This is a genomic window from Streptomyces sp. CWNU-52B, assembly GCF_047444975.1.
Taxonomy (GTDB): domain Bacteria; phylum Actinomycetota; class Actinomycetes; order Streptomycetales; family Streptomycetaceae; genus Streptomyces.
Window position 1 is genome coordinate 1 of the sequence record NZ_JBLFJV010000012.1, and the last position, 24,852, is coordinate 24,852.

24 protein-coding genes are annotated in these 24,852 nt (G+C 68.3%); 14 read left to right on the forward strand and 10 right to left on the reverse strand.

All coding sequences use genetic code 11. The annotated features are described in order from the left end of the window. Positions 1 to 35: 35 nt before the first annotated feature. On the reverse strand, positions 36 to 692 hold the full coding sequence (locus ACLVWQ_RS14780) for a helix-turn-helix domain-containing protein (protein ID WP_414109078.1): 657 nt from the start codon (positions 690 to 692) through the stop codon (positions 36 to 38). A gap of 180 nt (positions 693 to 872) precedes the next feature. On the opposite strand from ACLVWQ_RS14780, the gene ACLVWQ_RS14785 reads away from it, so the two are divergent. Beyond that, complete coding sequence (locus ACLVWQ_RS14785; protein ID WP_414109079.1) at positions 873 to 1,304, forward strand: ATP-binding protein; 432 nt, start codon at positions 873 to 875, stop codon at positions 1,302 to 1,304. An 81-nt stretch (positions 1,305 to 1,385) separates the two neighbouring features. Here the strand turns inward: ACLVWQ_RS14785 and ACLVWQ_RS14790 are convergent, their stop codons facing one another. Continuing rightward, on the reverse strand, positions 1,386 to 1,640 hold the full coding sequence (locus tag ACLVWQ_RS14790) for a hypothetical protein (protein ID WP_414109081.1): 255 nt from the start codon (positions 1,638 to 1,640) through the stop codon (positions 1,386 to 1,388). Positions 1,641 to 1,887: 247 nt separating this feature from the next. On the opposite strand from ACLVWQ_RS14790, the gene ACLVWQ_RS14795 reads away from it, so the two are divergent. Together ACLVWQ_RS14795 and ACLVWQ_RS14800 are read left to right on the forward strand one after the other, a co-directional pair. After that, positions 1,888 to 2,337, forward strand: coding sequence for a helix-turn-helix domain-containing protein (locus ACLVWQ_RS14795; RefSeq protein WP_414109082.1), 450 nt, complete (start codon positions 1,888 to 1,890; stop codon positions 2,335 to 2,337). Next, positions 2,334 to 2,771, forward strand: coding sequence for a hypothetical protein (locus ACLVWQ_RS14800; protein ID WP_414109083.1), 438 nt, complete (start codon positions 2,334 to 2,336; stop codon positions 2,769 to 2,771). Before ACLVWQ_RS14795 ends, ACLVWQ_RS14800 begins: the two co-directional genes overlap by 4 nt. Before the next feature lie 55 nt (positions 2,772 to 2,826). Here the strand turns inward: ACLVWQ_RS14800 and ACLVWQ_RS14805 are convergent, their stop codons facing one another. Beyond that, positions 2,827 to 3,402: a dihydrofolate reductase family protein gene (locus ACLVWQ_RS14805; protein WP_414109085.1), complete on the reverse strand. Its 576-nt coding sequence runs from the start codon at positions 3,400 to 3,402 to the stop codon at positions 2,827 to 2,829. Between the two features lie 381 nt (positions 3,403 to 3,783). Between ACLVWQ_RS14805 and ACLVWQ_RS14810 the strand changes: the two genes are divergently transcribed. Both ACLVWQ_RS14810 and ACLVWQ_RS14815 read left to right on the forward strand, forming a co-directional pair. Then, a complete protein-coding gene (locus ACLVWQ_RS14810) occupies positions 3,784 to 4,842 on the forward strand; it encodes a sugar ABC transporter substrate-binding protein (RefSeq protein ID WP_414109112.1) in 1,059 nt (352 codons plus the stop codon). A gap of 504 nt (positions 4,843 to 5,346) precedes the next feature. Beyond that, positions 5,347 to 6,384, forward strand: coding sequence for a LuxR C-terminal-related transcriptional regulator (locus ACLVWQ_RS14815; protein WP_414109086.1), 1,038 nt, complete (start codon positions 5,347 to 5,349; stop codon positions 6,382 to 6,384). On the opposite strand, the gene ACLVWQ_RS14820 is transcribed toward ACLVWQ_RS14815, so the two are convergent. Together ACLVWQ_RS14820 and ACLVWQ_RS14825 are read right to left on the reverse strand one after the other, a co-directional pair. Further along, entirely contained in the window at positions 6,344 to 7,333 is a 990-nt protein-coding gene (locus ACLVWQ_RS14820) for a LuxR C-terminal-related transcriptional regulator (RefSeq protein ID WP_414109087.1), read from the reverse strand. The genes ACLVWQ_RS14815 and ACLVWQ_RS14820 overlap by 41 nt on opposite strands. Continuing rightward, complete coding sequence (locus ACLVWQ_RS14825; protein ID WP_414109088.1) at positions 7,330 to 8,349, reverse strand: helix-turn-helix transcriptional regulator; 1,020 nt, start codon at positions 8,347 to 8,349, stop codon at positions 7,330 to 7,332. Before ACLVWQ_RS14825 ends, ACLVWQ_RS14820 begins: the two co-directional genes overlap by 4 nt. A 357-nt stretch (positions 8,350 to 8,706) precedes the next feature. On the opposite strand from ACLVWQ_RS14825, the gene ACLVWQ_RS14830 reads away from it, so the two are divergent. Next, the gene (locus tag ACLVWQ_RS14830; protein ID WP_414109089.1) at positions 8,707 to 9,003 is read left to right on the forward strand and encodes a (2Fe-2S)-binding protein; all 297 of its coding nucleotides are present in this window, start codon (positions 8,707 to 8,709) and stop codon (positions 9,001 to 9,003) included. A 228-nt stretch (positions 9,004 to 9,231) separates the two neighbouring features. Here ACLVWQ_RS14830 and ACLVWQ_RS14835 read toward each other — a convergent pair whose 3' ends face one another. Continuing rightward, positions 9,232 to 9,645, reverse strand: a complete 414-nt coding sequence (locus ACLVWQ_RS14835; protein WP_414109090.1) for a pyridoxamine 5'-phosphate oxidase family protein — start codon at positions 9,643 to 9,645, stop codon at positions 9,232 to 9,234. 251 nt (positions 9,646 to 9,896) lie between these two features. Here ACLVWQ_RS14835 and clpB point away from each other — a divergent pair, with 251 nt between their 5' ends. Both clpB and ACLVWQ_RS14845 read left to right on the forward strand, forming a co-directional pair. Further along, a complete protein-coding gene (gene clpB, locus ACLVWQ_RS14840; RefSeq protein ID WP_414109113.1) occupies positions 9,897 to 12,554 on the forward strand; it encodes an ATP-dependent chaperone ClpB in 2,658 nt (885 codons plus the stop codon). Between the two features lie 90 nt (positions 12,555 to 12,644). Beyond that, positions 12,645 to 13,172, forward strand: a complete 528-nt coding sequence (locus ACLVWQ_RS14845) for a YbjN domain-containing protein (RefSeq protein ID WP_266499939.1) — start codon at positions 12,645 to 12,647, stop codon at positions 13,170 to 13,172. 32 nt (positions 13,173 to 13,204) lie between these two features. On the opposite strand, the gene ACLVWQ_RS14850 is transcribed toward ACLVWQ_RS14845, so the two are convergent. Continuing rightward, a complete protein-coding gene (locus tag ACLVWQ_RS14850; RefSeq protein ID WP_414109091.1) occupies positions 13,205 to 14,317 on the reverse strand; it encodes a mannosyltransferase family protein in 1,113 nt (370 codons plus the stop codon). A 522-nt stretch (positions 14,318 to 14,839) separates the two neighbouring features. Here ACLVWQ_RS14850 and ACLVWQ_RS14855 point away from each other — a divergent pair. Further along, positions 14,840 to 15,745, forward strand: coding sequence for a hypothetical protein (locus ACLVWQ_RS14855; protein WP_414109092.1), 906 nt, complete (start codon positions 14,840 to 14,842; stop codon positions 15,743 to 15,745). A 236-nt stretch (positions 15,746 to 15,981) separates the two neighbouring features. Here the strand turns inward: ACLVWQ_RS14855 and ACLVWQ_RS14860 are convergent, their stop codons facing one another. Next, a complete protein-coding gene (locus ACLVWQ_RS14860) occupies positions 15,982 to 17,265 on the reverse strand; it encodes a pyridoxal phosphate-dependent aminotransferase (RefSeq protein WP_414109093.1) in 1,284 nt (427 codons plus the stop codon). 329 nt (positions 17,266 to 17,594) lie between these two features. Here ACLVWQ_RS14860 and ACLVWQ_RS14865 point away from each other — a divergent pair, with 329 nt between their 5' ends. Next, positions 17,595 to 18,887 carry a hypothetical protein gene (locus ACLVWQ_RS14865; RefSeq protein WP_414109094.1) on the forward strand — a complete coding sequence of 431 codons (1,293 nt, stop codon included), beginning with the start codon at positions 17,595 to 17,597 and terminating at the stop codon, positions 18,885 to 18,887. A 132-nt stretch (positions 18,888 to 19,019) separates the two neighbouring features. Here ACLVWQ_RS14865 and ACLVWQ_RS14870 read toward each other — a convergent pair whose 3' ends face one another. Continuing rightward, positions 19,020 to 19,712, reverse strand: coding sequence for an AAA family ATPase (locus ACLVWQ_RS14870; RefSeq protein ID WP_414109095.1), 693 nt, complete (start codon positions 19,710 to 19,712; stop codon positions 19,020 to 19,022). Beyond that, on the reverse strand, positions 19,709 to 20,467 hold the full coding sequence (locus ACLVWQ_RS14875) for a GntR family transcriptional regulator (protein ID WP_414109096.1): 759 nt from the start codon (positions 20,465 to 20,467) through the stop codon (positions 19,709 to 19,711). Before ACLVWQ_RS14875 ends, ACLVWQ_RS14870 begins: the two co-directional genes overlap by 4 nt. 398 nt (positions 20,468 to 20,865) lie before the next feature. Between ACLVWQ_RS14875 and ACLVWQ_RS14880 the strand changes: the two genes are divergently transcribed. From ACLVWQ_RS14880 to ACLVWQ_RS14895, 4 genes are read left to right on the forward strand one after another with little or no spacing between them, the layout of a single operon-like run. Further along, entirely contained in the window at positions 20,866 to 21,132 is a 267-nt protein-coding gene (locus ACLVWQ_RS14880; RefSeq protein WP_414109097.1) for a DUF6284 family protein, read from the forward strand. After that, the gene (locus tag ACLVWQ_RS14885; RefSeq protein WP_414109098.1) at positions 21,129 to 21,992 is read left to right on the forward strand and encodes a protein spdB; all 864 of its coding nucleotides are present in this window, start codon (positions 21,129 to 21,131) and stop codon (positions 21,990 to 21,992) included. The genes ACLVWQ_RS14880 and ACLVWQ_RS14885 overlap by 4 nt, the downstream gene beginning before the upstream one ends. After that, positions 21,992 to 22,552, forward strand: coding sequence for a hypothetical protein (locus ACLVWQ_RS14890; RefSeq protein WP_414109099.1), 561 nt, complete (start codon positions 21,992 to 21,994; stop codon positions 22,550 to 22,552). Before ACLVWQ_RS14885 ends, ACLVWQ_RS14890 begins: the two co-directional genes overlap by 1 nt. Before the next feature lie 21 nt (positions 22,553 to 22,573). Next, entirely contained in the window at positions 22,574 to 24,691 is a 2,118-nt protein-coding gene (locus ACLVWQ_RS14895; RefSeq protein WP_414109100.1) for an ATP-binding protein, read from the forward strand. Positions 24,692 to 24,852: the final 161 nt, after the last annotated feature.

Consider the following 24,852-nt stretch of genomic DNA (forward strand, 5'->3'; position numbering starts at 1 on the left):
GTTCACGAGGCGAGTCACCGACCGATCATCCCATGTCAGATCTCAAACGCGGTCTGAGAGCTGAACGGATAGATCCGGATGGCCACATGGGGGAGCCGGGCCAACTCGACGAGATGGAGAAGTTGCTCGCGGAGCACGTCCGTGCCCCCGAACTTCATGTGCAGGGCGGACTCGTGGATCACGGCGTGTACAGAGGGAGGGCTCTCGCGGGTCAAGATGCTCTGCCGTTGCATACGGAATTTCAGAGCGTCCCCGATGTCCTCGTTCTCGAAACCGAGTTTCGGCGTGGCGAAGACGGCCTGTGCGTAGTCGGCGGTCTGGAAGAGGCCCGGGATGAAAAGCGACTGGTGCAACCGCAGTTCAACGGCATCCCTTTCCAGTTCCGCCATGTTCAAAGGCCCCTGCTCCATGGGCTTCTTGTAGGCCGTCCACCACCCCCTGCCCGTCGCCTCCGACATCGCGACCAGTGCGTCAACATAGGTCGCATCAATGCACCCATAGAGGTGGCACAGCTCGCGGAGCCGTTCCGTCAGGATGGTCGTCTTCGCCGTCTCGATCTGGCTCAGCTGGGCCCTGCCCATACCGATCCGCTCGGCGGCCTCCCCCGCACTGAAACCCGCCTGTTCGCGCAGGTGTTTGAGCTCGTAGCCGAGTCGTCGCTGGCGTTCGCTGATGGTGGTGCGCAGTCCCACAGTTCACTCCTTACCGGTTACCCGAAGTCTCTCCGGATCGCGGGTGTTCGTCCACCGATACGAGTGAATAGCTTGAACAATGTAAACCTATGCCGCTACTTTGAGTGTGGCTCCAGTTACCCAAAGGGGCCACCAGCCTCCCCTGCCCACGAGTCGACAGCGCTGACTGGAGCGACGCCCATGGACCCTGCTCGTCGTGCCGCCCACCGGATCGATCAACTCAGTCACGAATACAGCCTGTTCGCGTCCGCCGACGTCACCGCGGCCCGCGTCTGCCGGGACTTCGTGCGGGCGGTGCTGTTCACGCACGGCCGTGAACCCCTCGTCATGCCCGCGGCCCTCTGTACCTCTGAGCTGGTCACGAACGTCCACCTGCACACGAAGGGCGCCGCGATACTCCGAGTCCGTCTCGACCCGGCCCGCCTCCACGTGAGCGTCTTCGACGAGAGCCCGGACCCGCCGGTCGTGGCACGGCCCGCCGCGGAGGCCGTCGCCTGCTGGGGGCGAGGGCTCGCCCTGGTCGCGGAGGTCGCGGACGCGTGGGGCGTCGCCGACGGGCGAACGGGGCGGTACGCGAAGGGCGTGTGGTTCGAACTGCGCGCGGCGGAGTGAGTCGACGATGCCCGCGAAGGGCTTCGTCGGCACGGAGGCGATCACGGGTCCCGCGCACCCGGCGCGGCACCCGGCCGGCGGCTACCGGCCCGTCGACTGCCACACCGTGAGCGCCAGGGCCAGGCACGACGTGGCCGCCGCCAGTGACGGCAGGGGCCAGCGGGTGCGTTCCAGGGCCTCGATGCGGGTCTCGTGTTCGGCGAGGGCCTTGTCCGTCTGGTCGGCGCGCTGGAGGAGGAGCGCCAGGTCGCCCCGGGTGGTGGCGAAGCCGACGTCGACCGCGCGGCGCAGGCGTTCCAGCTCCAGGACGACCTCCTCGGTCTCGGTGGTGGTCATAAAGCCGCAACCCCTTCTCGTTTGTGGGAACATGTGTTCGAACGTTGCGAGCGAGCGAACAGGGTTGCATGTTGCGAGCGCGTACGCAAGTGATTACGCTCCGTGGAGGTAGGCCGTGGTGATGGACCCTCAAACCACCCTGCGTTGCCAGAACTTGCCGAATCTCCACAGTTACGTGCGAGCGCGCACACATTCTGGCGCGGGTGCGATCGATACGCTGCCCCGGCGACGAGGGGAGAGCGGACACATGGCTTCGAGCTCACGGGCCGGGGCCCGTACAGACCAGACGTACCGGGCCGCCGGGCTCGAGGAGTTCGCCGGCTGGATCGAGGAACTGCTGCGCGCACGCGGCTACGACATCGACAGCCCGCGCGGCGGCGGCCGTTCGAAGCTCGCCGACGACGCGGGCGTGCACCGCGCCGCCGTGAGCCGGCTGCTCCAGCGGCAGTCCATGCCCGACCTGGAGACGATGCGGCGCGTGGCGGCCGTACTCGGCGTACCCCTGCGGGAGATGCTCATCCGCTCGGGGCGGCTGACCGAGGACGACCTGCCGCTCACCGGCGCGGTGCGCCTCGCGGACGGCGAGGAACACCCGCGGCTCGACCCCGAGGAGGCGGCCCTGCGGATGGGCGTTCCGCCCGAGCTGCGGGAGCTGTTCGCCAAGGTGGCACGGCAGTTCCTGTCGGAGGGCGCTTGACGGCGATGGGACCGGGGCACGGCATGGGCGACGGCGGCGCGGGCGACGGCGGTGCGCGGGACGGCCGGGGCTCCGACGCGCTGCGCGTCGCGCACCTCGTGGGTGAACTCCTCGACGCACTGGCCGAGAAGGTCCGCTCGGCCGGCCCCGACGCCGTCCGCGTCCTCACCGAGGAGGAGCTCCAGCGCCACCAGCTGAGCTGGTTCCGCGCGGGCTGGGAGGAACACGCCCGCGCGTCCGGCCAGGAGCCCGGCCAGGAGCCCGGCCAGGAGCCCGGCCAGGGGCCCGACCAAGGGGCTGGGCACAGGCTCCGTGAGGACTCCGGTCAGGAGGAGGGCGTGGCGGGCCCTGACGGCCCACCCGACCACCCGTCCGCCCGCCTCCTCCCCTTCCCCCGGCACCCCCGGCAGCACCCCTCGGACGACGGCGACTGACGGCCCACGGCGAAGGGCGCGGTGACGGCCCACGGCGAAGGGGCTCTGCGACGGCTCAGTCCGTCGGGCCCGCGGCGCGCCGGTAGTGCAGCAGCACCACCCCGTTGCCGAAGGCATGGGACCCGACGAGGCTCAACTCCGCGAGCGCGTCGGTGTCGTGGAAGAGCCGGCGCCCGCGCCCGAGCAGCACCGGGTGAACGTAGATCGTGTACTCGTCGATCAGATCGTGCCGCCGGAACTCCGCCGCCAGCTCCGCCCCGCCGACCACGAAGTCCCCGCCGGGCTGCTCCTTGAGCGCCCTGATCGCATCGGGCACGACCTCCCGTACGACGGTCGCGTTCCAGTCGGCCTTCTCCAGGGTCCGTGAGTAGACGGTCTTCGGCATGTCCCGCCAGATGCCGGCGAACTCGCGGACGGTCGGCGAGTTCTCGGGGTTCTGGTCGGCGGTCGGCCAGTAGTCCGCCATCAGTTCGTGGGTGACGCGGCCGGTCAGCAGGCCGCCCAGCGCGCCGATGCGTTCGTTGAAATGCCGGTGCAGTTCGTCGTCGACCTTGGACCAGCCGATCTCGTGGTTCTCTCCCTCGAAGAAACCGTCGAGGGAGACGGACATGCTCAGAATGATCTTTCGCATCGCGTACCTCGCCGAGGATGAGCGGAACGCACCGGTTCACGGACCGGGCCGGGCCGGTCTGGCCGATCGGCCCACCTTCGAAGGTAGCCCACACCGAATCGTGAAACTCGCGCATTCCAATTCGACGCGAGTGTTAATCCTCCGAGCCGTTCCGGCACAGTGCGCGGACACCGTGGATTGTCACCCTGCGAATCCGCCCGACTTCACCCCGGTCTCTTCACAGGTTTCTGTTGCAATCTCGTTAGCACTTACTCCTTGACGCCCCGTGAACCCCCGCGTTGGCTTTTTGTCACCTGGGCCCGCACTGTCGCCCTCGTCCGGAAGGCACTCGAAGTGAACCGCGCCACACGTCGTACCGCCCTGGCCATCGCCGTCTCCTCCATGACCCTGACCACCCTTGCCGCGTGCGGCAGCGGTGGCGACGGCGCCGACGCGACCCCGACCAAGGGTGACGACATCACCGTGGGCCTCCTGCTGCCGGAGAAGTCGAACTCCCGCTACGAGAAGTTCGACTACCCGATCATCAAGAAGAAGGTCGGCACCCTGACGAACGGCAAGGGAAAGGTCGTCTACGCCAACGCGGACAACGACGCCGCCGTACAGAACCGGCAGCTCGCGAAAATGGTGGACGACCAGGTCGACGTGTTGCTGGTGGACGCCGTGGACTCCGGTGCCATCGCCTCCGGAGTGAAGCAGGCCAAGGCCGCGGGGATCCCCGTCGTCGCGTACGACCGGCTGGCCGAGGGGCCGATCGACGCGTACATCTCGTTCGACAACGAGGTCGTCGGACAGGTGCAGGGCCGCGCGCTCGCCGACAAGCTGGACGGCAGCAGGTCCCAGAAGATCGTCATGATGAACGGCGCGGTGACGGACCCGAACGCCGCCCAGTTCAAGGCGGGCGCCCTCGCCGAGCTGCAGGGCAAGGTGACCATCGCCAAGACGTACGACACCAAGGACTGGAAGCCGGCGAACGCCCGCGCCAACATGATGGCCGCCATCTCCTCCGTCGGCGCCGACAACATCGCCGGGGTGTACTCCGCCAACGACGGCATGGCGGGCGGCGTCATCTCCGCGCTCAAGGCCGCCGGGGTCACCGATCTGCCGCCGGTCACCGGCCAGGACGCCGAGCTGGAAGCGGTGCAGCGCATCCTCGGCGGCGAGCAGTTCATGAGCGTCTACAAGCCCTACCCGGAGGAGGCCGAGACCGCCGCCGAGGTGGCCGTGGCCCGGGTCCGCGGCTTCGGCATCGAGTTCGACGCGCTCACCCCCGACAAGGTCTCAAGCCCCACCGTCAAGGACATCCCCGCCAACCTCGTCCAGGTCTCCGTCCTGACCCGCGACACCATCGAGTCGACGGTCGTCCAGGACGGCATCTACTCGGCCGACGAGATCTGCACGGCCAAGTACAAGTCGCAGTGCGACTCGCTCGGCATCAAGTAACCCGCACCCGATAGCACCGGCACTCGACAGCACCCGCGCCCGATAGCACCGGCACCCGATAACGCCCGCACCCGACACCGCCGACACCCGCTACCCAAGTTCGGCCGGTTCCGTCGGTTGCGGTGTCGCGGGCGCCGGTCCTCGGGCGGCTCGCGGGGCGTTCGGGGCGCGCCGGGCCGCCCGCTCGGTCCGTCCTGCGCGCCACACCACATGTATCGGCCACTTACGCTCCGTGCGACCTGACGTCGCACGCTGTGCGCCGCACGACGTCCGCCCGATGGGTTCCCGGCGGTTCCCGGCGGCCCGAACGGGCACTCTGCCCGTGCGCCGAGGCCGCGCGCCGCCGTCGCTTTCCGTTTGTCGCAACGAGTCATCCGGAGGCGGCCGCAAAGGCGGATCAAGTGGTGCGATAAGGGGCACGAGGGCAGGAGAGCCGTGTTGCGGAGCGGGGTGACGCCGCGCATAGTTGCGCTGCGGAAGAGGCTGGAACCGGGGGTTGGGGAGATGGCCGGGCACAGGACGGAAGCGCATCCGCACGGTGCTGACCGCCTGTGCGATGCCGGAGACCGGGTCTACTCCCGGGCGGTACGACGCGGCAGGGTGTCCCGCGAGGACGCCGAAACGGTGCCCTGTCTGGTCGAGTTGGCGCTGCTGCACCCCGACCCGGACGACATGGGCTGGCTGGTGCCGACCTCACCGCAGGAGGTCATGACGCGGCTGGTGCGGGAGATGCACGACCACGTCGTCGCCACCCAGTCCCGCATGGGCGAGGCGGTGTCCGCCTTCGAGTGGTACGCGGGCCTCGGCGGCAACGCGCGCTCTCCGTCCGAGGGCGTGGCGCTGCGGGTGCTCGACGGACTGCCCCGGATCCGGGCCGCGATGGACGAGGCGACCGAGGCGTGCACGTCCGAGGTGCTGGCGGTCCAGCCGGGCGGCATCCGCCGCGAGGACGAACTCTCCGAGGGCCTGCACCGGGCGCTCGCGCTGCGCCGCCGCGGCGTGCGGATGCGCGACCTGTACACGCACGTGGCCCGGCACGGGCAGGGCCTGCTGAACTACATGGAGCTGATGGAGGAGGCGGCGGAGGCCCGCACCCTCGACGAGGTCACCGACCGGCTCATCGTCTTCGACCGCACGGTCGCGTTCATACCGGCCAGCGCCGACCGCACGATCGCGCTGGAGCTGCGGCACCCGGCGCTGGTGGACTATCTGGTCACCGTCTTCGAACGGCTCTGGCGCCTGGCGATCCCGCTCACCGCGCCGCTCCCGGACACCGGCATCGAGGGCATCACCCACCGCGAACGCTCCATCGCGGCACTGCTCGCCGAGGGGCACCAGGACGCGGTGGTCGCGGAACGCCTGGGCATCAGCGTCCGTACGTGCCGCGCCCACATAGCCCGCCTGTCGGAGACCCTGGGCGCCGCCAGCCGCACCCAGCTCGGCGTCCGGATAGCCCAGGCGGGCCTCGACGGGCCCCCGAGCTTCCCGGAGCTCCAGCCGGTCACTGCTCCTGATCGTCCAGAATCCCCGACCGGCCGATGAGGTAGCCGAGCTGGGCCCGGCTCTCGCTGCCCAGGATCCCGGCGAGCTTGGCGATGTGGACCCGGGCGGTGCGTACGTTCAGGCCGAGCCGTTCGGCGATGGCCGTGTCGGTGTGGCCCTCGACGAGGAGACCCGCGATGGCCCGCTGGCGTGCCGTGACGCCGTTGAGGGACGGGCGCTGGACGGAGTCGGGGTACATGGGGGTGGCCAGCCGCCAGAGCCGGTCGAAGGTGGTGACGAAGTAGCCGACCAGGGTGGGGTGATGGACCTCAAGGGCGAGGGCGCCGTCCTTGCTCGCGGGGATGAAGGCGACCGCGCGGTCGACGACGATGAGCCGCTCGGTGACCTCGTCGAGGGAGCGGGCCTCGACGTCGCCCCGCAGCTGTTCGTAGCGGGACAGGACCGTGGGCGAGTGGCGGAGCGAGTGCTGGTAGAGGCAGCGGATGCTGCCGCCGTGGTCCAGCAGGGCCTGGTCGCGGGCGAGTGCGACGACCTCCGCGACCTGGTGGCGGTCACCGGTGTGTCCGGCGTTGGTCTGGATGGAGAGGATCTCGCGGGACGCGTCGGTCATGGCGTCGGTGATGGCCTGGTTGATCCGTGTGGTCCCGCTGAGGATCCTGATCGCCGGCGTGTCCGTCGCCACCGTCCACCGGCTGTCGATCCGCATCAGGGGCTCGAACATCGTGGCCAGCCGGTCCTCGTGCCGGCGTTCGTCCGCGATGCGTTCCTCGGACAGCCGCAGCATCCGGTGGAGGGCGACGGCCGGCGCGACGGGTTCCAGCAGGCTCAGGTCCTCGACGCTGGGGTGGAGCATCCCGAAGTCGACCAGACAGGGCGCGTCCTCGGCGTCGGAGCTGGGTATCCGCCCCTCGCGCAGGGCCCGTTCGTACAACTCGGCCCCGGTCGCGCACAGTTCCTCCGCGCTGTGTGCGGAATGTGGAACTCTCACCCCGCGGCTCCGTCCTGTTTCAGGATTCCCGACTCGGCGATCAGATAGCCGAGCTGTGCCCGGCTGCCGCTGCCCAGGGCCGTGGCCAGCTTCGCGATGTGGGCACGGCAGGTGCGTACGTTCATGCCGAGGCGGCGGGCGATGGCCTCGTCGACATGGCCTTCCACGAGGAGCTTGGCGATGGAGTGCTGGATGTCGGTGATGCCGTCGGGGGCGGTCTCGTACGGGGCGCCGGCGCTGAGCGGGACGGCGCGGCCCCACATGAACTCGAACACCTTGATCAGATAGCGCACGAGGCCGGGATGGCGGAGCTCCAGGGCGACCTGCTGGTCGTCGCGGGTGGGGATGAAGGCGACGGTCTCGTCGCAGATGATCAGCCGCTCCACCAGTTCGTCGATCGTGCGGTACTCGACCTTGCCGTCGGACAGCTGGGCCACGTAGGCGAGCTTCTCGGGGCTGTACCGGGCCGTGTGCTGGTACAGGGTCCTGATCCGCACGCCGCGCTCGGTCAGGGGTCTGTCGCGCTCCAGCCCCTGGAGGAGCTGGCGCTCGGAGAGGCGGTTGCTCGGCTGGACCGTGAGCATCTCGACCTGGCACTGGGCGGTGGCCAGGTTCAGCGCCGCGTTGATGCGGTCGCCGCCCTCCAGCACGGTGATCGAATGTGTGGATTCCGTGGACTGGGCGCTGAGGGTCATGAACGGCTCGAAAGCGTCTGCCAGTTCGATCGACTGCCGTCTGCGCTCGAGGATCTCGTGCTCTATGGGGTTCAGCCGCTGGGCCAGGGCGACGGTCGGAGGCACCGGACGCAGCCAGTTCGGGTCGTCAGGATCGGGATGAAGAAGGGCGAACTCCATCAGGCACGGAGCCGGCTTCGCATCCTCTCGGGCGATACGTCCCGTGCGGAGAGCGTTCGCGTAGAGGCGGCCACCTTCCTCGCACAGTTCGGTCACCGAATGGGGATGTGTCGCTTTAGTCTGATTCGTTGCCAAATCTCCACCCCCCAGGGTCCTGAACATGCAGGAACATGATGCATCGATTATGTGGTCATGACGTGCCCGAATGAGCCATCGTCGTATCCGACGGGGGAAGAGGGGACCTTCAAGTGAGGACGAAGCCGATTATGGGTAAGAAAATGCTTCGCTCGGTGCTTGTCGCCGCCTTCTCCGCCGTCATGGCCTTCGGTGCTCTGAGTGGCCTCTCCGGTGCGAAGGGCGACATTCATACACGGGCAGACAGCACATGGCCGTCGGCGGCCGAGTCCGTCGCCATCCCTCCCGGGGACAGCACCTGGCCCGCACCTCCCATCGGTGCGGACGACGGTGCCGGGGGCTGATGTGACGACTCCACCTGACGACCGCTCCTTCCGTAGAGAGATGGCCACGGCCTATCGCTCGGGCTGGCACTTCATCGACCTGGCCACCGCCATCCCCCACAGCGGTGACTCGTTGATGGTGACGGTCTTCGGGGAACCGGTCGTGGTGACCCGGGACGACGATGACGACGTACGAGCGTATCGCTGTCTGCGTCGGCCCCGGGGGGCGCCGCAGCCGGTGCGGTGTGCCATCCGATACGGAATGATCTTTGTGAACCTCGATCAGCGCGATCACCGGCTGGTCGAGCCGGAAGCCCCGGACATCCGAACCATCTCAGCCACCCCCCGCAGTGCCTGACGCGATTCCCCCGTCGTAGTAGATCGCTCAGGCGCTTCCCCCCGCAGCGGCGTCACCGTGACCTGAACACGGTGACGCCGCTGCAGTTTTCGGGCCGGTTACAGGCTGTCCCCGGAGCTTTACGCGGCGCAAGGGGTGAAACCGGCCTCGTGACGGCGGGCCCGCCCGGCGGTTTCGGCGGCATCGGGGACACCGGTGGCATCAGTGGCACCGGCGGCCCCTCCCGTGTCAGTAGTTCCCCATCGCCGAGGTCAGCGTGATCTCGATGACCACCCGGGACGGGTTCGGTGCGGGCGTCCTGGTGTAGCGCTCGGCGTAGCGGCGCACCGCCTCCGCGACCCGCTCGGGGTCCTCGGACACCCGCGCGCGCCCTTCCAGTGTCGCCCACCGCCGTCCCTCCGTCTGGCAGACGGCGACCGTCATCCCGTCGGGTCCGGCGGCCAGCACGTTCCGCACTTTCCTGCTGGACTTGTTGCTGATCACCCGGGCCAGACCGGCCGCGGGCTCGTACGTGACGCCGACGGGCACCACGTGCGGGGTGCCGTCGGGCCGGAGGGTGGTCAGGGTGCACAGATGACGTTCCCGCCAGAAGCCGAGATACGAGGCGTCGGGATCGTGCGGGTCAACGGAATGCGAGGCCATGGCCGGGAACCTAGCCCAATCGCCCGTGCCGCCGGTGGCGGACGGCCGCGTTCGCCCCCGGGGAACTTGGCCGTACGCCCTCCACCGACCCACTTGAGTGGAGTACGCTCAACTTTGTGTACGTCGGTCGGGTCAGACCCAGCCGGACGCGACCAGGGACACGAGGACGAGTACGAGCACACGTGCACACGTACACGTACACGTACGTACGAGCACGAGCGTGAGTGACGCACGAGGAGGAGAACGCGAACGTGGACGCCGAGCTGACCAACAGGAGCCGGGACGCGATCAACGCGGCCAGCAGTCGGGCCGTGTCCGAGGGCCACCCGGACCTGACCCCCGCGCACCTGCTGCTCGCGCTGCTGGCCGGGCAGGAGAACGAGAACATCACCGACCTGCTGGCCGCGGTCGAGGCCGACCAGGCCGCCGTACGGGCCGGCACCGAGCGCGTCCTGAGCGCGCTGCCCAGCGTGACCGGCTCCACCGTCGCCCCGCCGCAGCCCAACCGCGAACTGCTCGCGGTCATCGCCGACGCGGCGGACCGGGCCAAGGAGCTCGGGGACGAGTACCTCTCCACCGAGCACCTGCTCATCGGGCTCGCCGCCAAGGGCGGCGCGGTCGGCGACATACTCTCCCAGCAAGGGGCCAGCGCGAAGAAGCTGCTGGACGCGTTCCAGAAGAGCAGGGGAGGGCGCCGGGTGACCACCCCGGATCCCGAGGGCCAGTACAAGGCACTCGAAAAGTTCGGTACCGACTTCACCGCCGCGGCACGGGACGGCAAGCTCGACCCCGTCATCGGCCGTGACCAGGAGATCCGCCGCGTCGTCCAGGTCCTGTCGCGGCGCACCAAGAACAACCCCGTCCTCATCGGGGAACCGGGCGTCGGCAAGACCGCCGTGGTGGAAGGGCTCGCCCAGCGGATCGTCAAGGGCGACGTGCCCGAGTCCCTCAAGAACAAGCAGCTCGTCTCGCTCGACCTGGGCGCGATGGTCGCGGGCGCCAAGTACCGCGGTGAGTTCGAGGAGCGGCTCAAGACCGTGCTCGCGGAGATCAAGGACTCCGACGGGCAGATCATCACCTTCATCGACGAGCTGCACACCGTCGTGGGCGCGGGCGCCGGCGGTGACTCGGCCATGGACGCCGGGAACATGCTGAAGCCCATGCTCGCCCGCGGCGAGCTGCGCATGGTCGGCGCCACCACCCTCGACGAGTACCGCGAGCGGATCGAGAAGGACGCGGCCCTGGAGCGGCGCTTCCAGCAGGTGCTGGTCGCCGAGCCGAGCGTCGAGGACACCATCGCGATCCTGCGCGGGCTCAAGGGGCGGTACGAGGCCCACCACAAGGTGGTGATCGCGGACAGCGCGCTGGTCGCCGCCGCGACCCTCTCCGACCGGTACATCACCTCGCGCTTCCTGCCCGACAAGGCCATCGACCTCGTCGACGAGGCCGCGTCCCGGCTGCGGATGGAGATCGACTCGTCCCCGGTCGAGATCGACGAGCTCCAGCGGGTCGTCGACCGGCTGCGCATGGAGGAGCTGGCGCTCGACAAGGAGACCGACGCGGCCTCCAAGCAGCGCCTGGAGAAGCTGCGCCGCGACCTCGCCGACAAGGACGAGGAACTGCGCGGGCTGACCGCCCGCTGGGAGAAGGAGAAGAAGTCCCTCAACCAGGTCGGTGAGCTGAAGGAGAGACTCGACGGACTGCGCGGCCAGGCCGAGCGGGCCCAGCGCGACGGCGACTTCGACACCGCCTCCAAGCTGCTCTACGGCGAGATCCCCACCCTGGAGCGGGACCTGGAGGAAGCCTCCGAGGCCGAGGAGGAGGTCGCCAAGGACACGATGGTGAAGGAGGAGGTCGGCCCGGACGACATCGCGGACGTGGTCGGCTCCTGGACCGGCATCCCCGCGGGCCGCCTCCTGGAGGGCGAGACGCAGAAACTCCTGCGCATGGAGGAGGAGCTGGGCCGCCGCCTGATCGGCCAGGGCGAGGCCGTACAGGCCGTGTCGGACGCCGTACGCCGCACGCGCGCGGGCATCGCCGACCCGGACCGCCCGACCGGCTCGTTCCTCTTCCTCGGCCCCACGGGTGTCGGCAAGACCGAACTGGCCAAGGCGCTCGCGGACTTCCTCTTCGACGACGAGCGGGCCATGATCCGCATCGACATGTCGGAGTACGGCGAGAAGCACAGCGTGGCCCGCCTGGTGGGCGCGCCTCCCGGCTACGTCGGGTACGAGGAGGGCGGCCAGCTCACCGAGGCGGTCCGCAGGCGCCCGTACAGCGTCGTGCTCCTGGACGAGGTGGAGAAGGCGCACCCGGAGGTCTTCGACGTCCTGCTCCAGGTCCTGGACGACGGCCGCCTGACCGACGGCCAGGGCCGCACGGTCGACTTCCGCAACACCATCCTGGTCCTCACCTCGAACCTGGGCAGTCACTTCCTCGTCGATCCGCTGACGAGCGAGCAGCAGAAGAAGGAACAGGTCATGGAGGTGGTGAGGGCCTCCTTCAAGCCGGAGTTCCTCAACCGGCTCGACGACCTGGTGGTCTTCTCGGCGCTGAACAAGGCGGAGCTGGAGCGCATCGCCAGGCTCCAGGTCGGCCGCCTCGCGAAGCGGCTCGCCGAGCGGCGGCTCACCCTGGAGATCACGGACGAGGCGCTGGCCTGGCTGGCGGACGAGGGCAACGACCCGGCGTACGGGGCCCGGCCCCTGCGCCGTCTCGTCCAGACCGCCATCGGGGACAGCCTCGCCAAGGAGATCCTGGCGGGCGAGATCAAGGACGGCGACACGGTCCGCGTGGACGCGTTCGGCGAGGGCCTGATCGTGGGCCCGGTGACGGGCCGGGTGACGGGGTCTTCGGACGACGCGGCGGAAGGGTCCGGGAGCGGTCCGGCGCTGGGCAAAACGCTCTGAGCGGAATTCCGTCACCGGCGGGGGCGGGGGTTGCGGGCCCCCGCCCCGGATGGGAGAGGATGGCGGGATCCGTACGAAGGGAAAATCACGGTGAGCATCGACCCGTCCTCGATTCCGAACTTCGGGGGCCAGCCAGAGCCGAACCCCGGCGGACCGGCGGGCCCCGTCGTCCCGGATCAGGACCTTGTGAAGCAGCTCCTGGACCAGATGGAGCTGAAGTATGTCGTCGACGACGAGGGTGACCTCGCGGCGCCGTGGGAGCAGTTCCGTACGTACTTCATGTTCCGCGGCGAGGGCGACCAGCAGGTCTTCTCGGTGCGGACGTTCTACGACCGGCCGCACCAGATCGAGGAGAAGCCCCAGCTCCTCGAGTCGATCGACGACTGGAACCGGCGCACGCTGTGGCCCAAGGTCTACAGCCACACGCACGACGACGGCACGGTCCGCCTGATCGGCGAGGCGCAGATGCTGATCGGCACGGGCGTCAGCCTGGAGCACTTCGTGTCGTCGACGGTCAGCTGGGTGCGGGCCGCGATCGAGTTCGACAAGTGGCTCGTCGAGCAGCTCGGCCTGGAGCAGGAGATCGACGAGGCCGAGAAGCCCGAAGAGGACGAGTAGTCCGCCAGTCCGTACAGCGTGGCTCGCAGCCCTCACAACGGCTTGTGGGCGAGTACGACCAGATACGCCCCGTATGCGAACGAGAGCCCGGCCAGTGCGCCGACCACCAGGGTCGCGTGCCACGGCCGGGTTCTTGCCGTCCGGGCCAGCGCGCACGCGAGCGGCAGCAGCAGCGGGAACGCGGGCAGCAGGAACCGCGGCTTGCACTCGAAGAAGCCCGCGCCGCCGGCCGCGACGAGCAGCAGTACGCCCGCGTAGACCAGCAGCGGCAGGGGAGCGCGGTCCGCGACCAGCAGTGCGTACAGGAGCAGGGCCGCCGCGACGAGCGCCATCGACACCGGGAAGACGAGCAGGTCCCCCGCCAGCAGCAGGTGCTTGACGAAGCGCAGCGCGTCGAGGCCGAAGTCGAAGCGTGAGCCCCACAGCCGCTGCACTTCGAGGTACCCGCCGAGCGGGTCGCCCTGCCGCCGCCCCACCCACAGCACGTACCCGAGCCAGCCGAGCGGCCCGAGCGCCGCGCCTGTCCACAGCCTGTGGGTAACTTTTCCACGCCGCCGGTACAGCCGGTACAGCTCGTACGCCGCCGCGGCGAGGACCGCCGCGGCCACCGCGAACCCGTTCGGCCGGGTCAGCCCCGCGCACAGCGCGAGGGCGCCCGCCCACACCCAGCGGCCGGTGAGGACGGCGTACAGCGCCCAGGCCGCGAAGGCGGTGAGCACCGGCTCCGTGTACGCCATCGAGAGCACGACCGAGTGCGGCAGCAGGCCCCACAGGAGGACGAGCGCGGTGGCGACGGCCCGGTCGTGCAGATGGGCCCCGACCGCGTAGATCCCACAGGCGGCGACCCCGGCGCCGACCCACGCGACGAGCAGCCCGGCCGCGGGCCCGCTGAGCGGGGTGAGCTCGGTGACGACGCGCAACAGCCCCGGATAGAGCGGGAAGAAGGCCAGGTCGCTGTGGACGACGTCGGGATGGAACGACTGGCTGTACCCGTACCCGTGTCCGGCGATCCGCAGATACCAGACGGAGTCCCAGGACCGCCCGAGCAGCGACACGGGATGCCCACCGGCCACCCGGGCGACGACGGCCACGGCCGAGACCCCCAGCACCCGGGCGGCGAGGAACAGCCCGAGGGCGGCGCCCATGGACAGGGCCGGACCGGGGCGGCGCCGTGGCGGGACGGGGACGGGGACGGGGACGGGGGCGGAGGCGGAGGGGCTGGGAAATGCGGGAGATGTGGTGGGAGGCGCGGTGGGGGGTGTGAGGGTGCGTGCGAGGATCACACTCGAAGATTGCGGGCATTTCATGCCATTTGCGAGCACCGGGCGACTGGGCGGGTCCGGGCTGCCCCGGGCGAGTTGAAGGCCGGGCGTCGCCGTCCCCGAGGCGGCCGGGCCCCGGTCGCCGTCCGTCTTCCGGTCTCGCCGGGCCCTCGTCTGCGAGGGTCCGGTGGGCCGCTGACCTCCTGAAAGAACCGGGGGAAAGAACTACCCACCCGCCCTCCCTCCCTGGCCGGAAGGCGCGCGTCACCCGTCCGGGTGACCGGCTTGCAGGAGCGGGATGGGGACGGTTACGTTCGCCGCGACAACCGCAAACAGATACGGCCCCCGGCCGGGACGGCAATCCCGAACGAGGGCCTGACCACCTAGGAAGAAATCACCTTCCCGATGGCTGAATCCCAGTCTAACGCGCGCCTGCGCGCCGCCGCCGGAACACCGACCTCCGGCGTGACCCACGTACGCACCCGCCTCACCGCCGACTTCACCGTCGTCTCCAACGCCCTCGCCCAGCGACGCGGCAGCGCGGTCACCGTCGGCGTCGCGGTGTACATCCTCTCCCTGCCCGACGGCACACCTGTCACCATCACCGCCCTGTGCGAGCACTTCAGCGAGGGCGAGATCCTGATCTCACGGGCCCTCAGGGACCTGGAGGCGGCCGGGTACTTGGAACGCTGCCGCGAGCGAACGTCCACCGGGAAGATCCGTACCCGGACCTACTTCTACGACATCCCCGGCGCCGACCCGCACCCCGGCCCGGACTCGGACTCGGACTCGGATGCATCTCCCGAGCCGCCGCCGCCACTGACGCCGCGTGGGCCCCGAAGGCAGGCCGCCGTCACCGCGGTCACACCCGCGGCCGCGCCCGTGCGGGCCGAGACGGCAGCTGAGGCACCCGCCCCGCTCGCCGAGGCCGACCCGCGGGCCGTCGCCGTACTCGCCGCCCTGCGCCGGATCGACCCCCGCCTCGCGCTGTCCGAGCAGGAGGCCGCCCGCCTCGCCCCGGGCGTCACCCGATGGCTCGCGGCGGGTCTGCTGCCCACGCACATCACGGACCACCTCACCGCCCGGCTCCCGGACCACTTCCTGACCCGCCCGGCAGGCATCCTCGCCTACCGGCTCAAGGAGACACCCCTCGCCCCGCCCGCCCCGGCCAGGAGCACGGAACCCTCCGTACACCGCCCGGCGGTCGTGCCCCTGCGCAACTGCGACGGCTGCGACCGGGGATTCCGCGCGGCCGAACCAGGCCGCTGCCGGGACTGCAGGTCAGGGGACCAACTCCGTGCGGCCGGCTGAGCGACCGGCTGAGCGGATGGCTGAGTTCAAGGGCTGAGGTCCAGGGTGCGCACCGGATGTTCCTTCCACGTGTGCGGCCTGGTGGTCGCGATCACCGCACCGTCCGGCCGGTCGGCCTCGGCCAGGGCGCGCACGGTGGCGTACAGGAACCGGCCCGGCTCGGCGTGAGCGCGCTGGATCAGGCGGCAGCCGACTCGGTCATACGGCGGTTCAACTCCGCGTCCAGCTCGGCCTGCTCAGGACCGCTGGGGTCGTAGCCGTTCCACTCCCGCAACACGGCCCGAGCCTTCTCCGCCCGCTCCGCCGGCGAGCGTCTTGAGGCGGCTCACCGCTTCCTCCAGTACCGACGTCTGCTTGCAGAAGGCGAAGCGGACGAAGGGGGCGCCGGCCTCCCGGTGGTCGTAGAAGACGGCGTTCGGGATCGCGACGACTCCGGCGCGTTCCGGCAGGGCCCGGCAGAAGGCGAAGCCGTCGCTCTCGCCGAGCGGCCGGATGTCGGTGGTGACGAAGTACGTCCCGGCCGGCTCGAACACCGCGAAGCCCGCCTCCGCGAGGCCCGTGCTCAGCAAATCCCGCTTGGCCAGCATGTCCGCGGCGAAGGCCTGGAAGTACGTGTCGGGCAGCGCCAACGCCTCCGCGACCGCGTACTGGAAGGGCCCCGAGGACACGTACGTGAGGAACTGCTTCGCCGAGCGCACCGCCGACACCAGCTCGGGCGACGCCGTCACCCAGCCGACCTTCCAGCCGGTGAACGAGAACGACTTGCCCGCCGAGCCGATGGTGACCGTGCGCCCGCGCATACCGGGCAGGGTCGCGAGCGGGATGTGCTCGGCGGCGCCGAAGACCAGGTGCTCGTACACCTCGTCCGTGACCACCAGCAGGTCCCGCTCGACGGCCAGCTCGGCGATCGCGGTCAGCTCGGCACGCGTGAGGACCGTGCCGGTCGGGTTGTGCGGGGTGTTGAGGAGCAGCAGCCGGGTGTTGTCCGTGACCGCGTCGCGCAGCTCGTCCAGGTCGAGGCGGAAGCGCCGGTGCACGGCCCCGTCGGCGCCGGTCTCCTCGTGCGGCCGCAGGGTGACCGGTACGCGCGTACCGCCCGCCATCGCGATGCAGGCCGCGTACGAGTCGTAGTACGGCTCCAGGGCGATCACCTCGTCGCCGGGCTCCAGCAGGGCGAGCAGGGTCGCCGCGATGGCCTCGGTCGCGCCCGCGGTGACCAGCACCTCGGTGTCGGGGGAGTACGTCAGCCCGTACCGGCGTTCCTGGTGCGCGGCGATCGCCGTACGCAGCTCGGGGATGCCGGGCCCCGGTGGGTACTGGTTGCCGCGCCCGTCGCGCAGCGCCCGTACGGCCGCCTCGCGGATCTCCTCGGGGCCGTCCGTGTCGGGAAAACCCTGGCCGAGGTTGATCGAGCCGGTGCTCAGGGCGAGGGCCGACATCTCGGCGAAGATCGTCGTACCGAACTCGGCGAGACGGCGGTTGAGGAGAGGACGACGCGAGCTGGAGGTCATGCCCGCCATCCTGCGCTCAACCTCTGGAGTTGCTCAACTCTGGTTCGGGGGGTGGGGCCTGCGGGGGGTGTCCCGCGGACCCTGTCTGATCAGGGCAGGAGCTGTCGTCCGTTGTTGTTGTCTGTCGTTGCTGGCTCCTGTCGGACGGCCCAAGGACGGCCCGGACTGGCCTATGTGCTGGCGCCTGTCAAGAAGGGGTCATGCAACCAGGCGCGGAGAACCGGGTATGAAGCATAAATGTGCTTGATCAATTGTCAAGTCTTCTAAAACCTCCCACAGAGGCCACTCGAAACGCTAGAATTCAAAGGTCACAAAAATTCGAGGAAATGAGGCGTGAAATGCCTAAGGAATCCAAGGGTAAAGAGATGCGCAATGTTGTAGGTGCGCAATTCGAGTTCATGGAGACAATGTTGTCCCTGGATCAGATGCTCCGTGCAGGGTCGCATCATGGCGTCAAAAGTCACGACATTGAAAGGCGGGCAAATATTATTTTCGAGGCACTTGGTAGGGCAACCGGTAAGGAGGTAATTGAAACTTGGAAGGAGGAATGGCTCAAGGATGCGGACGAGGCTCGCAAGATTGTGGACCCAGTTGAGCGAAAAGAGGCTATCGAGAAGAATGACCTAAAGCGAGCAGATGATCTAAGTAGGTTGATTGATAGCATCCCCAACGGCGGTCGCGGAAGTTTGCAGATGGCCTTGCATCAAATTAGTTCACGTCCCCGCCCGGAAGAGCTAATCTATAGAGCAATCCTCGTAACGTCCGTTTCGGCGTTTGAGGGCCTAGTGACAGCCTGCTATAGGGCAATCTTGGAATCGAAACCGGACGGAGTTATCTCTGGTAACAAAGAATTCTCTCTCGCGGATTTGGTGAGCTTCAATTCGATTGAAGATGCTGTAGCTGATTCTATCGAGCGTAGAGTCGATGCGGCCTTGCGAGGAAGTATCGAGGATTGGGCGACGACCTTCCAGAAGTTCGACGTACAGTTTCAGAACCTAGGCCTAGATTGGCCTAACATTGTTGAAGTCTTCATGCGAAGAAATGCGTACATCCACACTCAAGGGAAGGTTAACTCTACTTACGTCTCTAAGGTGAAGGGATCTCCCGCGAAGGGAGCCTTGTTGATGCTGGATGAAGCTTACCTGAAGGAAGCGCTATCGAGCGTCATGGCGTTGGGGATGCTTATTAGTGCGCGCACATTCATTCACCTCAACCCGAAGCATGAAGTGGCGGCGGCGGGAATGTCATTCCTATATATTAATGAACTCATGGATCTTGGGTATTGGCGGTGCGTAAAAGAGGTTTGTGCCAATCTCAAGGCAATGAACTCAAGGCTGGATATGAAGTTCGACTTGCGGTTCAGTTATTGGCTAGCCTGCAAAAGGCTGTCTGGTCTGGAATCTATTAGGAAAGAAGTGGAATCCCTTGATGTCTCCGCACTTAAGACGGAGTATTCGTTCATGAAGGCAGTCCTTCTGGAGGATGAAAAAACAGCTAAAGTGGAGTTGGAGGTAGGCCTAGCCCGCTCGGAATCTTGGGTTAACTCGTCGGAGATTGATTCATTTCTGAAACATCAAGAGGGCGCGCAATGGGCCTTCGCGGAGCGAAGTAGAATTCTTGGCAATAATTGAAAAAGCCGAGCCAGTCACCTTAATGGCTGTCGCATGTAGGTCTTTATGGAGTGTGTGAATTGCTATGGCGCTTGGGTGTGAGGCGTCGCGAGATGAATCCTTAAGTGGAGTATCGCCTAAAGTATTTGTGCATCAGTCTTTATGGTGTTCAGGCGGAGTGGCATGTAGCGCCGCAAATAGGGCTGAAGTGTCATTGTTGTACCGAAGGTGCGGTTCATTTGCCTTGGGAGGGATGAACCGCGTGCGATATCGTTGTAGGTCGCTCTCTGCGAAGTAAATCGAGTTCGGATCATTCTCGTGGAGTTCGTTGCGCTTGTTGATCCTCGCCCAAAGCTCATCGTGGCTAGCCGCGAGGTAGACAAGCACGGGTGTGGCACCGGCGTCAGTAGCGATGGTTCGCCATTTATTCCGATCCTCCGGCGTCCAAAAGCCGTGGTCAACAACCACGTTGTGCCCCGACCTGAGTTGTTCGCTCAGTTCGGCTGCCACGTCCTCAAGGACCGGCCGCTCCAGGGCGGGGAAGGTGCCCCGAGGGAAATCCACCCCGTAGACCCCGTGTCGGCGGTACATCTCTTCATCCGGGCATAGCCGAACGAACCCACGGGCTGTGAGAACGCGGGAAAGGGTGGTCTTTCCGGAGCCGGGAAGCCCGGCCATCAGGACGCAGAAAGGCGGGCGCGGTGGCATCGGTCTCGTCAAGGTCTGGGAGATGGCTTCGATCTCCGCTTCGGCTTCGGGTGTGATCGTGCCCGCCCTGCGGGCCACGAGCAGCGTTCCTAGGCGGTCTTCCAGCACGCTCATGAGCGTGTCATCCAGGACCGTCACGAGGACACCTCCGATTCCGTGCGCCATGTACGGCCCGGACCGCCGAGGTCCACGCCGTACTCAACGATGTTGCCCTCGGTGTCGACGAACTTTGCGGTCATGACGACTACCGGTTCCGCCAGTGGGTTATCGGGGTCAAGCTCCAAGAGCCGTGCGTACTCCGGCGTAAGAAGGTGCGCGGAAGCGGTGTCAATTCGGTGGCTGATCGGGTGGCCGGTCACCTGAGTGATGAGTTGGAGCGACGTTCCGCCCGTAAGCCGCTCACTTGCTGCCAGCTGAGGGATCAGCTTTCCGTATCGCGCAGGGATCCAGGACGTGCTGTGAGCCACGATGCCGTGCCGGTCCCTGTAGACCCGGCTGCGTCGGACCACGTCGGCCCCGGGGTCAATGTCCAGCGCCTGAGCTACTTCGGCAGGGGCAGACACCACGGCCGCCTCATGCGAGTCGGACCGCTCGCCTTGACCCCAACTGGACCCGGTGCGGCGTCCCCGGTCCTGGCGCTGAGACCCCGACGACATCGACGCCGGCCGGTCCAACACCTCAGTTCCGATCCCGTGGATGCCGCGAACGAGGCCCTCGTTGCGCAGCTTGCGCAGCGCCTTCTCGGCCGTCGCGGTGCTCACTTTCCACTCTTCCGAGAGGTTCTTGATGCTCGGCAAGAGGGACCCCGGCTGTAGCTGACCTGACGCGATCAACTCCGTGTAGTGGGCGGCAATCTTCGCGTACGGGGCCCGATTGTCGGCCTGGCCTGCCATGTCGCTTGCTCCTTGTCGTCACTTCCCTGAGGTTCCCTAGCTTACCGCTTGACACCGCAGGGAACCCTAGGGAACCTTAGGGATGTGCCCGGAGGAAAGCCCGAGGGGGTGAGTACGAAGTGAGCATGCATTGATTGAAAACTCAACAGCGTGCCTGAGGTGACTGCCCTACCTCTGCGACCAAGTGGGCGGCACACGCAGGTTCAACCACGTGTGACTGCAAGAACTCTCGACCTTTCCGCAGCTCATCGGCTGTGGGCCGGTTGCCTCCGCTGCTCGTCTCGTACGAGCAGCGCTGAGGGGAGCCGGACATCCGACTTCAACGGCGCGCGGCCCCGGAGGTGCAACTCCGGGGCCGCTGTTCGGGCCGTTCCATCCTGTGAGAGGAACCACGACCCATGAAGCACATCGTTGCTGATCAGGCGGTTGTTACCGCCGACGTTCTCGACCGCGAGCCGACGGCTGCGGAGCTGGACGCGATCGACCTGGAGATGCCCGTCATCCGGGCGGAGATCGACCTGCTCGACGCGCAGATCATCACGCTGGACCGCATCCCCACCGAGCTGGACGCGCGGCGTATCCGCCGGGCCCACCGCCGGGTGCTGGCCGCTCGCCGCGCGCTGGCGAACACCGCCGCGACGCGCACGGCGGGGGTGTCCGCATGAACGCCAAGACCGTTCTTCCCGCCGTCGCGATGACGGCGGTGTCCATGGTCCTCACGCTGGCCGTGGTCGTGATGTGGCTCGGGGGTGCGATGCCGTGGCCGGTCGCCCTGGTCGTCGGTCTGGGCATTGACGGCGGATGGCTCGCCACCCTCGCCTACGAACGCCGCCTTGCCGCGCAGGGCGACCACAGCAACGCCGTCACCGCCGTCGGCTGGTCGTTCGGCCTCATCGCCACCGGCGTCCTGATCGCCCACGCCCTCACCGGCGAGGACAACCCGGGTGCGTGGCTGGCGGTGGCGTGGCTGCCGATCGCGGCCAAAGCCTTGTGGCTGGTTCACGGTTTGTGGGAGCGCACCGCCCTCACCTCCAACGCGTTGGGTGCGATCAAGGGGATTCAGCAGGAAGCGCGCGATGAGGCGGCCGTGGCCCGCGCCCGTCTGCGGGCCGAAGCCAGCACCGAGGAGACCCGGCTGACGGCCGTGACGGAGGCCGGTGCGCGCGTCGCCCGAGTCCAGGCCAGGACGGCACAGAGTCTGTCGCGGGCGTGGTCGACGCTGGAAGTAGCGCGTGAGGGTGAGGACACGGGCAGGGCGCTGAGCAGCGTGACGGCCCGCGTCACACCCGACGTCACACCCCGCTGGGACCTGCCCGTCTGGGGCCCCATCGAGCCGGTCACCGCCCTCCGGCTGGAGGCTGCGCCCGCGCTCACCGACGCGGCCCTTGACGCGCTGGTTGACGAGATCCGGCACAGCGAGGTACCCGCCCTGTCGTACAGGGAGATGGCCACCCGCTTCCGGGCGGCCGGTCACTCGGCATCCGAGGTCCGCTTGCGGGCGGCGTGGAAGCGGCTGGTGGCCTGATGTCCGCGAAGACCACCGTGAGCGCGCACAAGCTGCCCGGCTACGGGCCCACGATGCGTACCGCCAAGCGCCTCACCGATCAGGCCGTGCGGATCGTCGGCCGCGCCGTACCGGGCCGGATGCCCGATGTTGAGGTCACGCTGACCACCGAGCGCGGCATGGCCGAACTGAGCGCCGCCGCCGATCTCGCCCTGGCCGACAGCACCGACCGCCGTGCGCAGCGGCGGGCGGTCGACGAGGGCAAGCGCCTCGCCCGCACGAGCATGGCCCGTGCGATTCCGTGCCCGGACGGGTCGGTGTTAGTGCTGGTCATCGCCGACAAGCACCGCACCGAGGCCGGGTTCGCCGTGACCGTCGTGCACGAGCTGGTGCACGCCATGCAGTTCAGCCGCAAGGGCGTCATCGATCGGGTCGTGCGCGACACCCGTGACCGCCTCGGTATCGAGCGCCAGTCCCGCCGCGATGCCCGCGCCCACCAGTTCCTGTTGGAGCAGGAGGAGCGCGAGGCGCGTGGCTGCCACTACCTCGCCCATCAGATCGTTCCCGCTGCCGCTGCCTGAACCCGTCAGGAGTCAACTCGCATGACTGAGAACGTCGTTCACCTCTTCAAGGACCCGCAGAACAGCCCCGAGACGCCTGCCCCGGTCGCGGTGGCTGCTGTAGCAGCGCCGGACACCGGGACGCCGTCTGTGCCCCTGTGGGCGCGCTCCGCACGGGTCATCCGCACGATGGCCACCCACGAAACCACCACCACCGCGTGCCGGGCCGTCGCCCGGCACGGCCTGTACGTGGTCGGTGGGACCCGGATCGTGGCCCGTCGGACGTGGGAGAGCCGTACGCCTGCCCGGTACGAGCGGATGATCCGTGCGGCGGAAGCCGCGGGGAACTATGAGGCCGCGACCGAGTGGGAGGAGCGCGGGCAGCGCTTCCGCGACGCCCGCCACCGGCGCCGCATGGACCTGCTCACCGCCCCGCTCGATGCCGCCAAGGGCGTCGCCGCCGCCGCTGGCATGGGCGCGGGGATGCTGCTGCTGATCGGGATCGCGTTGGCGGTGGCGAACGAGAACTTCGCCGACGTCGCCACCCCGGTCATGGCCGTCATCCAGCTCATCCAGTGGATCGTGTTCGTCATCTCCGTGACCTGGGGACCGGCCGTGACGATCGGCCCCTGGGCAGCCCTGATCGGCCTCTGGGCCGTCGGCAAACACCAGCAAGCGGCGCCCGCGTGGGCGATGCCCGCCAACCTCCGCGACACCGAGGGCGAACCCGTCACCCCGTCGGCCGTGGTGCTGGCCCTGCGCAACCTCGGCGTCGCCCCGCTCCGCAACGCCATCAAGGACATGGGCGACGCCGGAGCCTCGATGCTCGGGCCGATCCGGATCGCCGGATGCGGCGTCGAAGTCGACGTCACCCTCCCCTCCGGGGTGTCCACGGACGAGGTCCAAAAGCGCCGGCGGAAGCTCGCCGAAAACCTCGGACGGCACGAGCACGAAGTGTTCATCACCATCCCCGTGGCCGCCCGCACGGTCCGGCTGTGGGTAGCCGACTCCGGCGCTTTGGATGAGCCGATCGGTCCGTCTCCGCTGGTCACGGACGAGAGCATGACCGCCAACTACAAGACCGGGCGCGCCCCCTGGGGTCAGGACCTCCGCGGGGACGCTGCCGCACTGAGCGTCTACCAGCGCCACCTCCTCATCACCGGCCTGTCCAACCAGGGCAAGACCGCCGCCCTGCGGGCCCTGGCCCTGTGGCTGGCGCTGGATCGCACGGTGGAGTTCCGCATCGCAGACCTGAAGGGCGCGGGTGACTGGGCGATGTTCCTCGGGCTCGCCACCGTGCTGATCCAGGGGCCGACGGATGACCACGTGATCCAGGCGACCGAGATGCTTGAAGACGGCGTGCGCGAGATGGAACGCCGTCTCCAGGCCCCGCCTGGCAGCGTGTTCCCGCCGCTGGTGCTGCTGGTGGATGAGGCGCAGGTCGCGTTCATGTGCCCGCTCCAGGACGACACCAAGCGGCCCTACGGCGGCTCGAAGGCCACCTCCCGCTACTTCATGGCGGCGCGGAAGATTCACAACCAGGGCCGTGCGGTGAACGTGACGCTGTGGCAGGGCACGCAGGACCCGACCGACCAGAACCTTCCCAAGCTGGTCCGCGAGGGCGCCCACACCCGCGCCTCCCTCGCCCTGGGTACCGAGTCGCAGGCCCGCATGGCGCTCGGAGACAAGGCCGTTGACGGCGGGGCCGCGCCGAACCTGCTGCGCCCCGGCCTGGACAAGGGAACGCTCGTGGTCGCCTCCGACGGCATCGAGATCCCGGCAGGGCAGGCGTCGGTGACCGTGCGCACCCACTACATCGACGACGAACGCGCGACCGCGATCGCCGACCGGGCCCGCGCGCTGCGGGACGGCGTCATCACCCTTCAGGTCATCGAGCGGGGCGAGGAGCGCGACCCGCTCGCCGACATCCTCGCCGCCCTCGGCGACGCCTCGCGAGTGCCGACCACGGACGTCCTCAAGCGCCTCGCGAGTCTGAACGAGGACGCCTACGGCACCTGGACCAACGGCGACCTCAAGCGCGTCCTCGACGGCACCGGAGCCGAACCGTACAAGTCCGAGGGCCGCATGGTCGTCGGCCGCGACCGCCTCGCCCGCGCCCTCGCCAACCAGGACAACGAGGGTTCCGCTTCCGCCTCCTAACAGCAGGGAGCCGACCCCCAGCGGGTCAGGGAGGCAGGGAGAACTCCCTGAACCCCTCCCTGACCCGCCTCCCTCACCCTGACCTGCACAAACGATCTGCCAGGGAGGCAGGGAGGACCGCAGGTCACCGCCCCCGAAACCCGCTCCACACGCCTTCCCCA

What these genes read in the sequence shown, in the direction of transcription:
- ACLVWQ_RS14785 (WP_414109079.1), top strand. Translation starts at nt 873, where the DNA reads ATGGACCCTGCTCGTCGTGCCGCCCACCGGATCGATCAACTCAGTCAC.
- ACLVWQ_RS14790 (WP_414109081.1), bottom strand. Translation starts at nt 1,640, where the DNA reads ATGACCACCACCGAGACCGAGGAGGTCGTCCTGGAGCTGGAACGCCTG.
- ACLVWQ_RS14795 (WP_414109082.1), top strand. Translation starts at nt 1,888, where the DNA reads ATGGCTTCGAGCTCACGGGCCGGGGCCCGTACAGACCAGACGTACCGG.
- ACLVWQ_RS14805 (WP_414109085.1), bottom strand. Translation starts at nt 3,402, where the DNA reads ATGCGAAAGATCATTCTGAGCATGTCCGTCTCCCTCGACGGTTTCTTC.
- ACLVWQ_RS14810 (WP_414109112.1), top strand. Translation starts at nt 3,784, where the DNA reads ATGACCCTGACCACCCTTGCCGCGTGCGGCAGCGGTGGCGACGGCGCC.
- ACLVWQ_RS14815 (WP_414109086.1), top strand. Translation starts at nt 5,347, where the DNA reads ATGGCCGGGCACAGGACGGAAGCGCATCCGCACGGTGCTGACCGCCTG.
- ACLVWQ_RS14825 (WP_414109088.1), bottom strand. Translation starts at nt 8,349, where the DNA reads ATGTTCAGGACCCTGGGGGGTGGAGATTTGGCAACGAATCAGACTAAA.
- ACLVWQ_RS14830 (WP_414109089.1), top strand. Translation starts at nt 8,707, where the DNA reads ATGGCCACGGCCTATCGCTCGGGCTGGCACTTCATCGACCTGGCCACC.
- ACLVWQ_RS14835 (WP_414109090.1), bottom strand. Translation starts at nt 9,645, where the DNA reads ATGGCCTCGCATTCCGTTGACCCGCACGATCCCGACGCCTCGTATCTC.
- ACLVWQ_RS14850 (WP_414109091.1), bottom strand. Translation starts at nt 14,317, where the DNA reads ATGGGCGCCGCCCTCGGGCTGTTCCTCGCCGCCCGGGTGCTGGGGGTC.
- ACLVWQ_RS14855 (WP_414109092.1), top strand. Translation starts at nt 14,840, where the DNA reads ATGGCTGAATCCCAGTCTAACGCGCGCCTGCGCGCCGCCGCCGGAACA.
- ACLVWQ_RS14860 (WP_414109093.1), bottom strand. Translation starts at nt 17,265, where the DNA reads ATGGCGGGCATGACCTCCAGCTCGCGTCGTCCTCTCCTCAACCGCCGT.
- ACLVWQ_RS14865 (WP_414109094.1), top strand. Translation starts at nt 17,595, where the DNA reads ATGCCTAAGGAATCCAAGGGTAAAGAGATGCGCAATGTTGTAGGTGCG.
- ACLVWQ_RS14875 (WP_414109096.1), bottom strand. Translation starts at nt 20,467, where the DNA reads ATGGCAGGCCAGGCCGACAATCGGGCCCCGTACGCGAAGATTGCCGCC.
- ACLVWQ_RS14880 (WP_414109097.1), top strand. Translation starts at nt 20,866, where the DNA reads ATGAAGCACATCGTTGCTGATCAGGCGGTTGTTACCGCCGACGTTCTC.
- ACLVWQ_RS14885 (WP_414109098.1), top strand. Translation starts at nt 21,129, where the DNA reads ATGAACGCCAAGACCGTTCTTCCCGCCGTCGCGATGACGGCGGTGTCC.
- ACLVWQ_RS14890 (WP_414109099.1), top strand. Translation starts at nt 21,992, where the DNA reads ATGTCCGCGAAGACCACCGTGAGCGCGCACAAGCTGCCCGGCTACGGG.
- ACLVWQ_RS14895 (WP_414109100.1), top strand. Translation starts at nt 22,574, where the DNA reads ATGACTGAGAACGTCGTTCACCTCTTCAAGGACCCGCAGAACAGCCCC.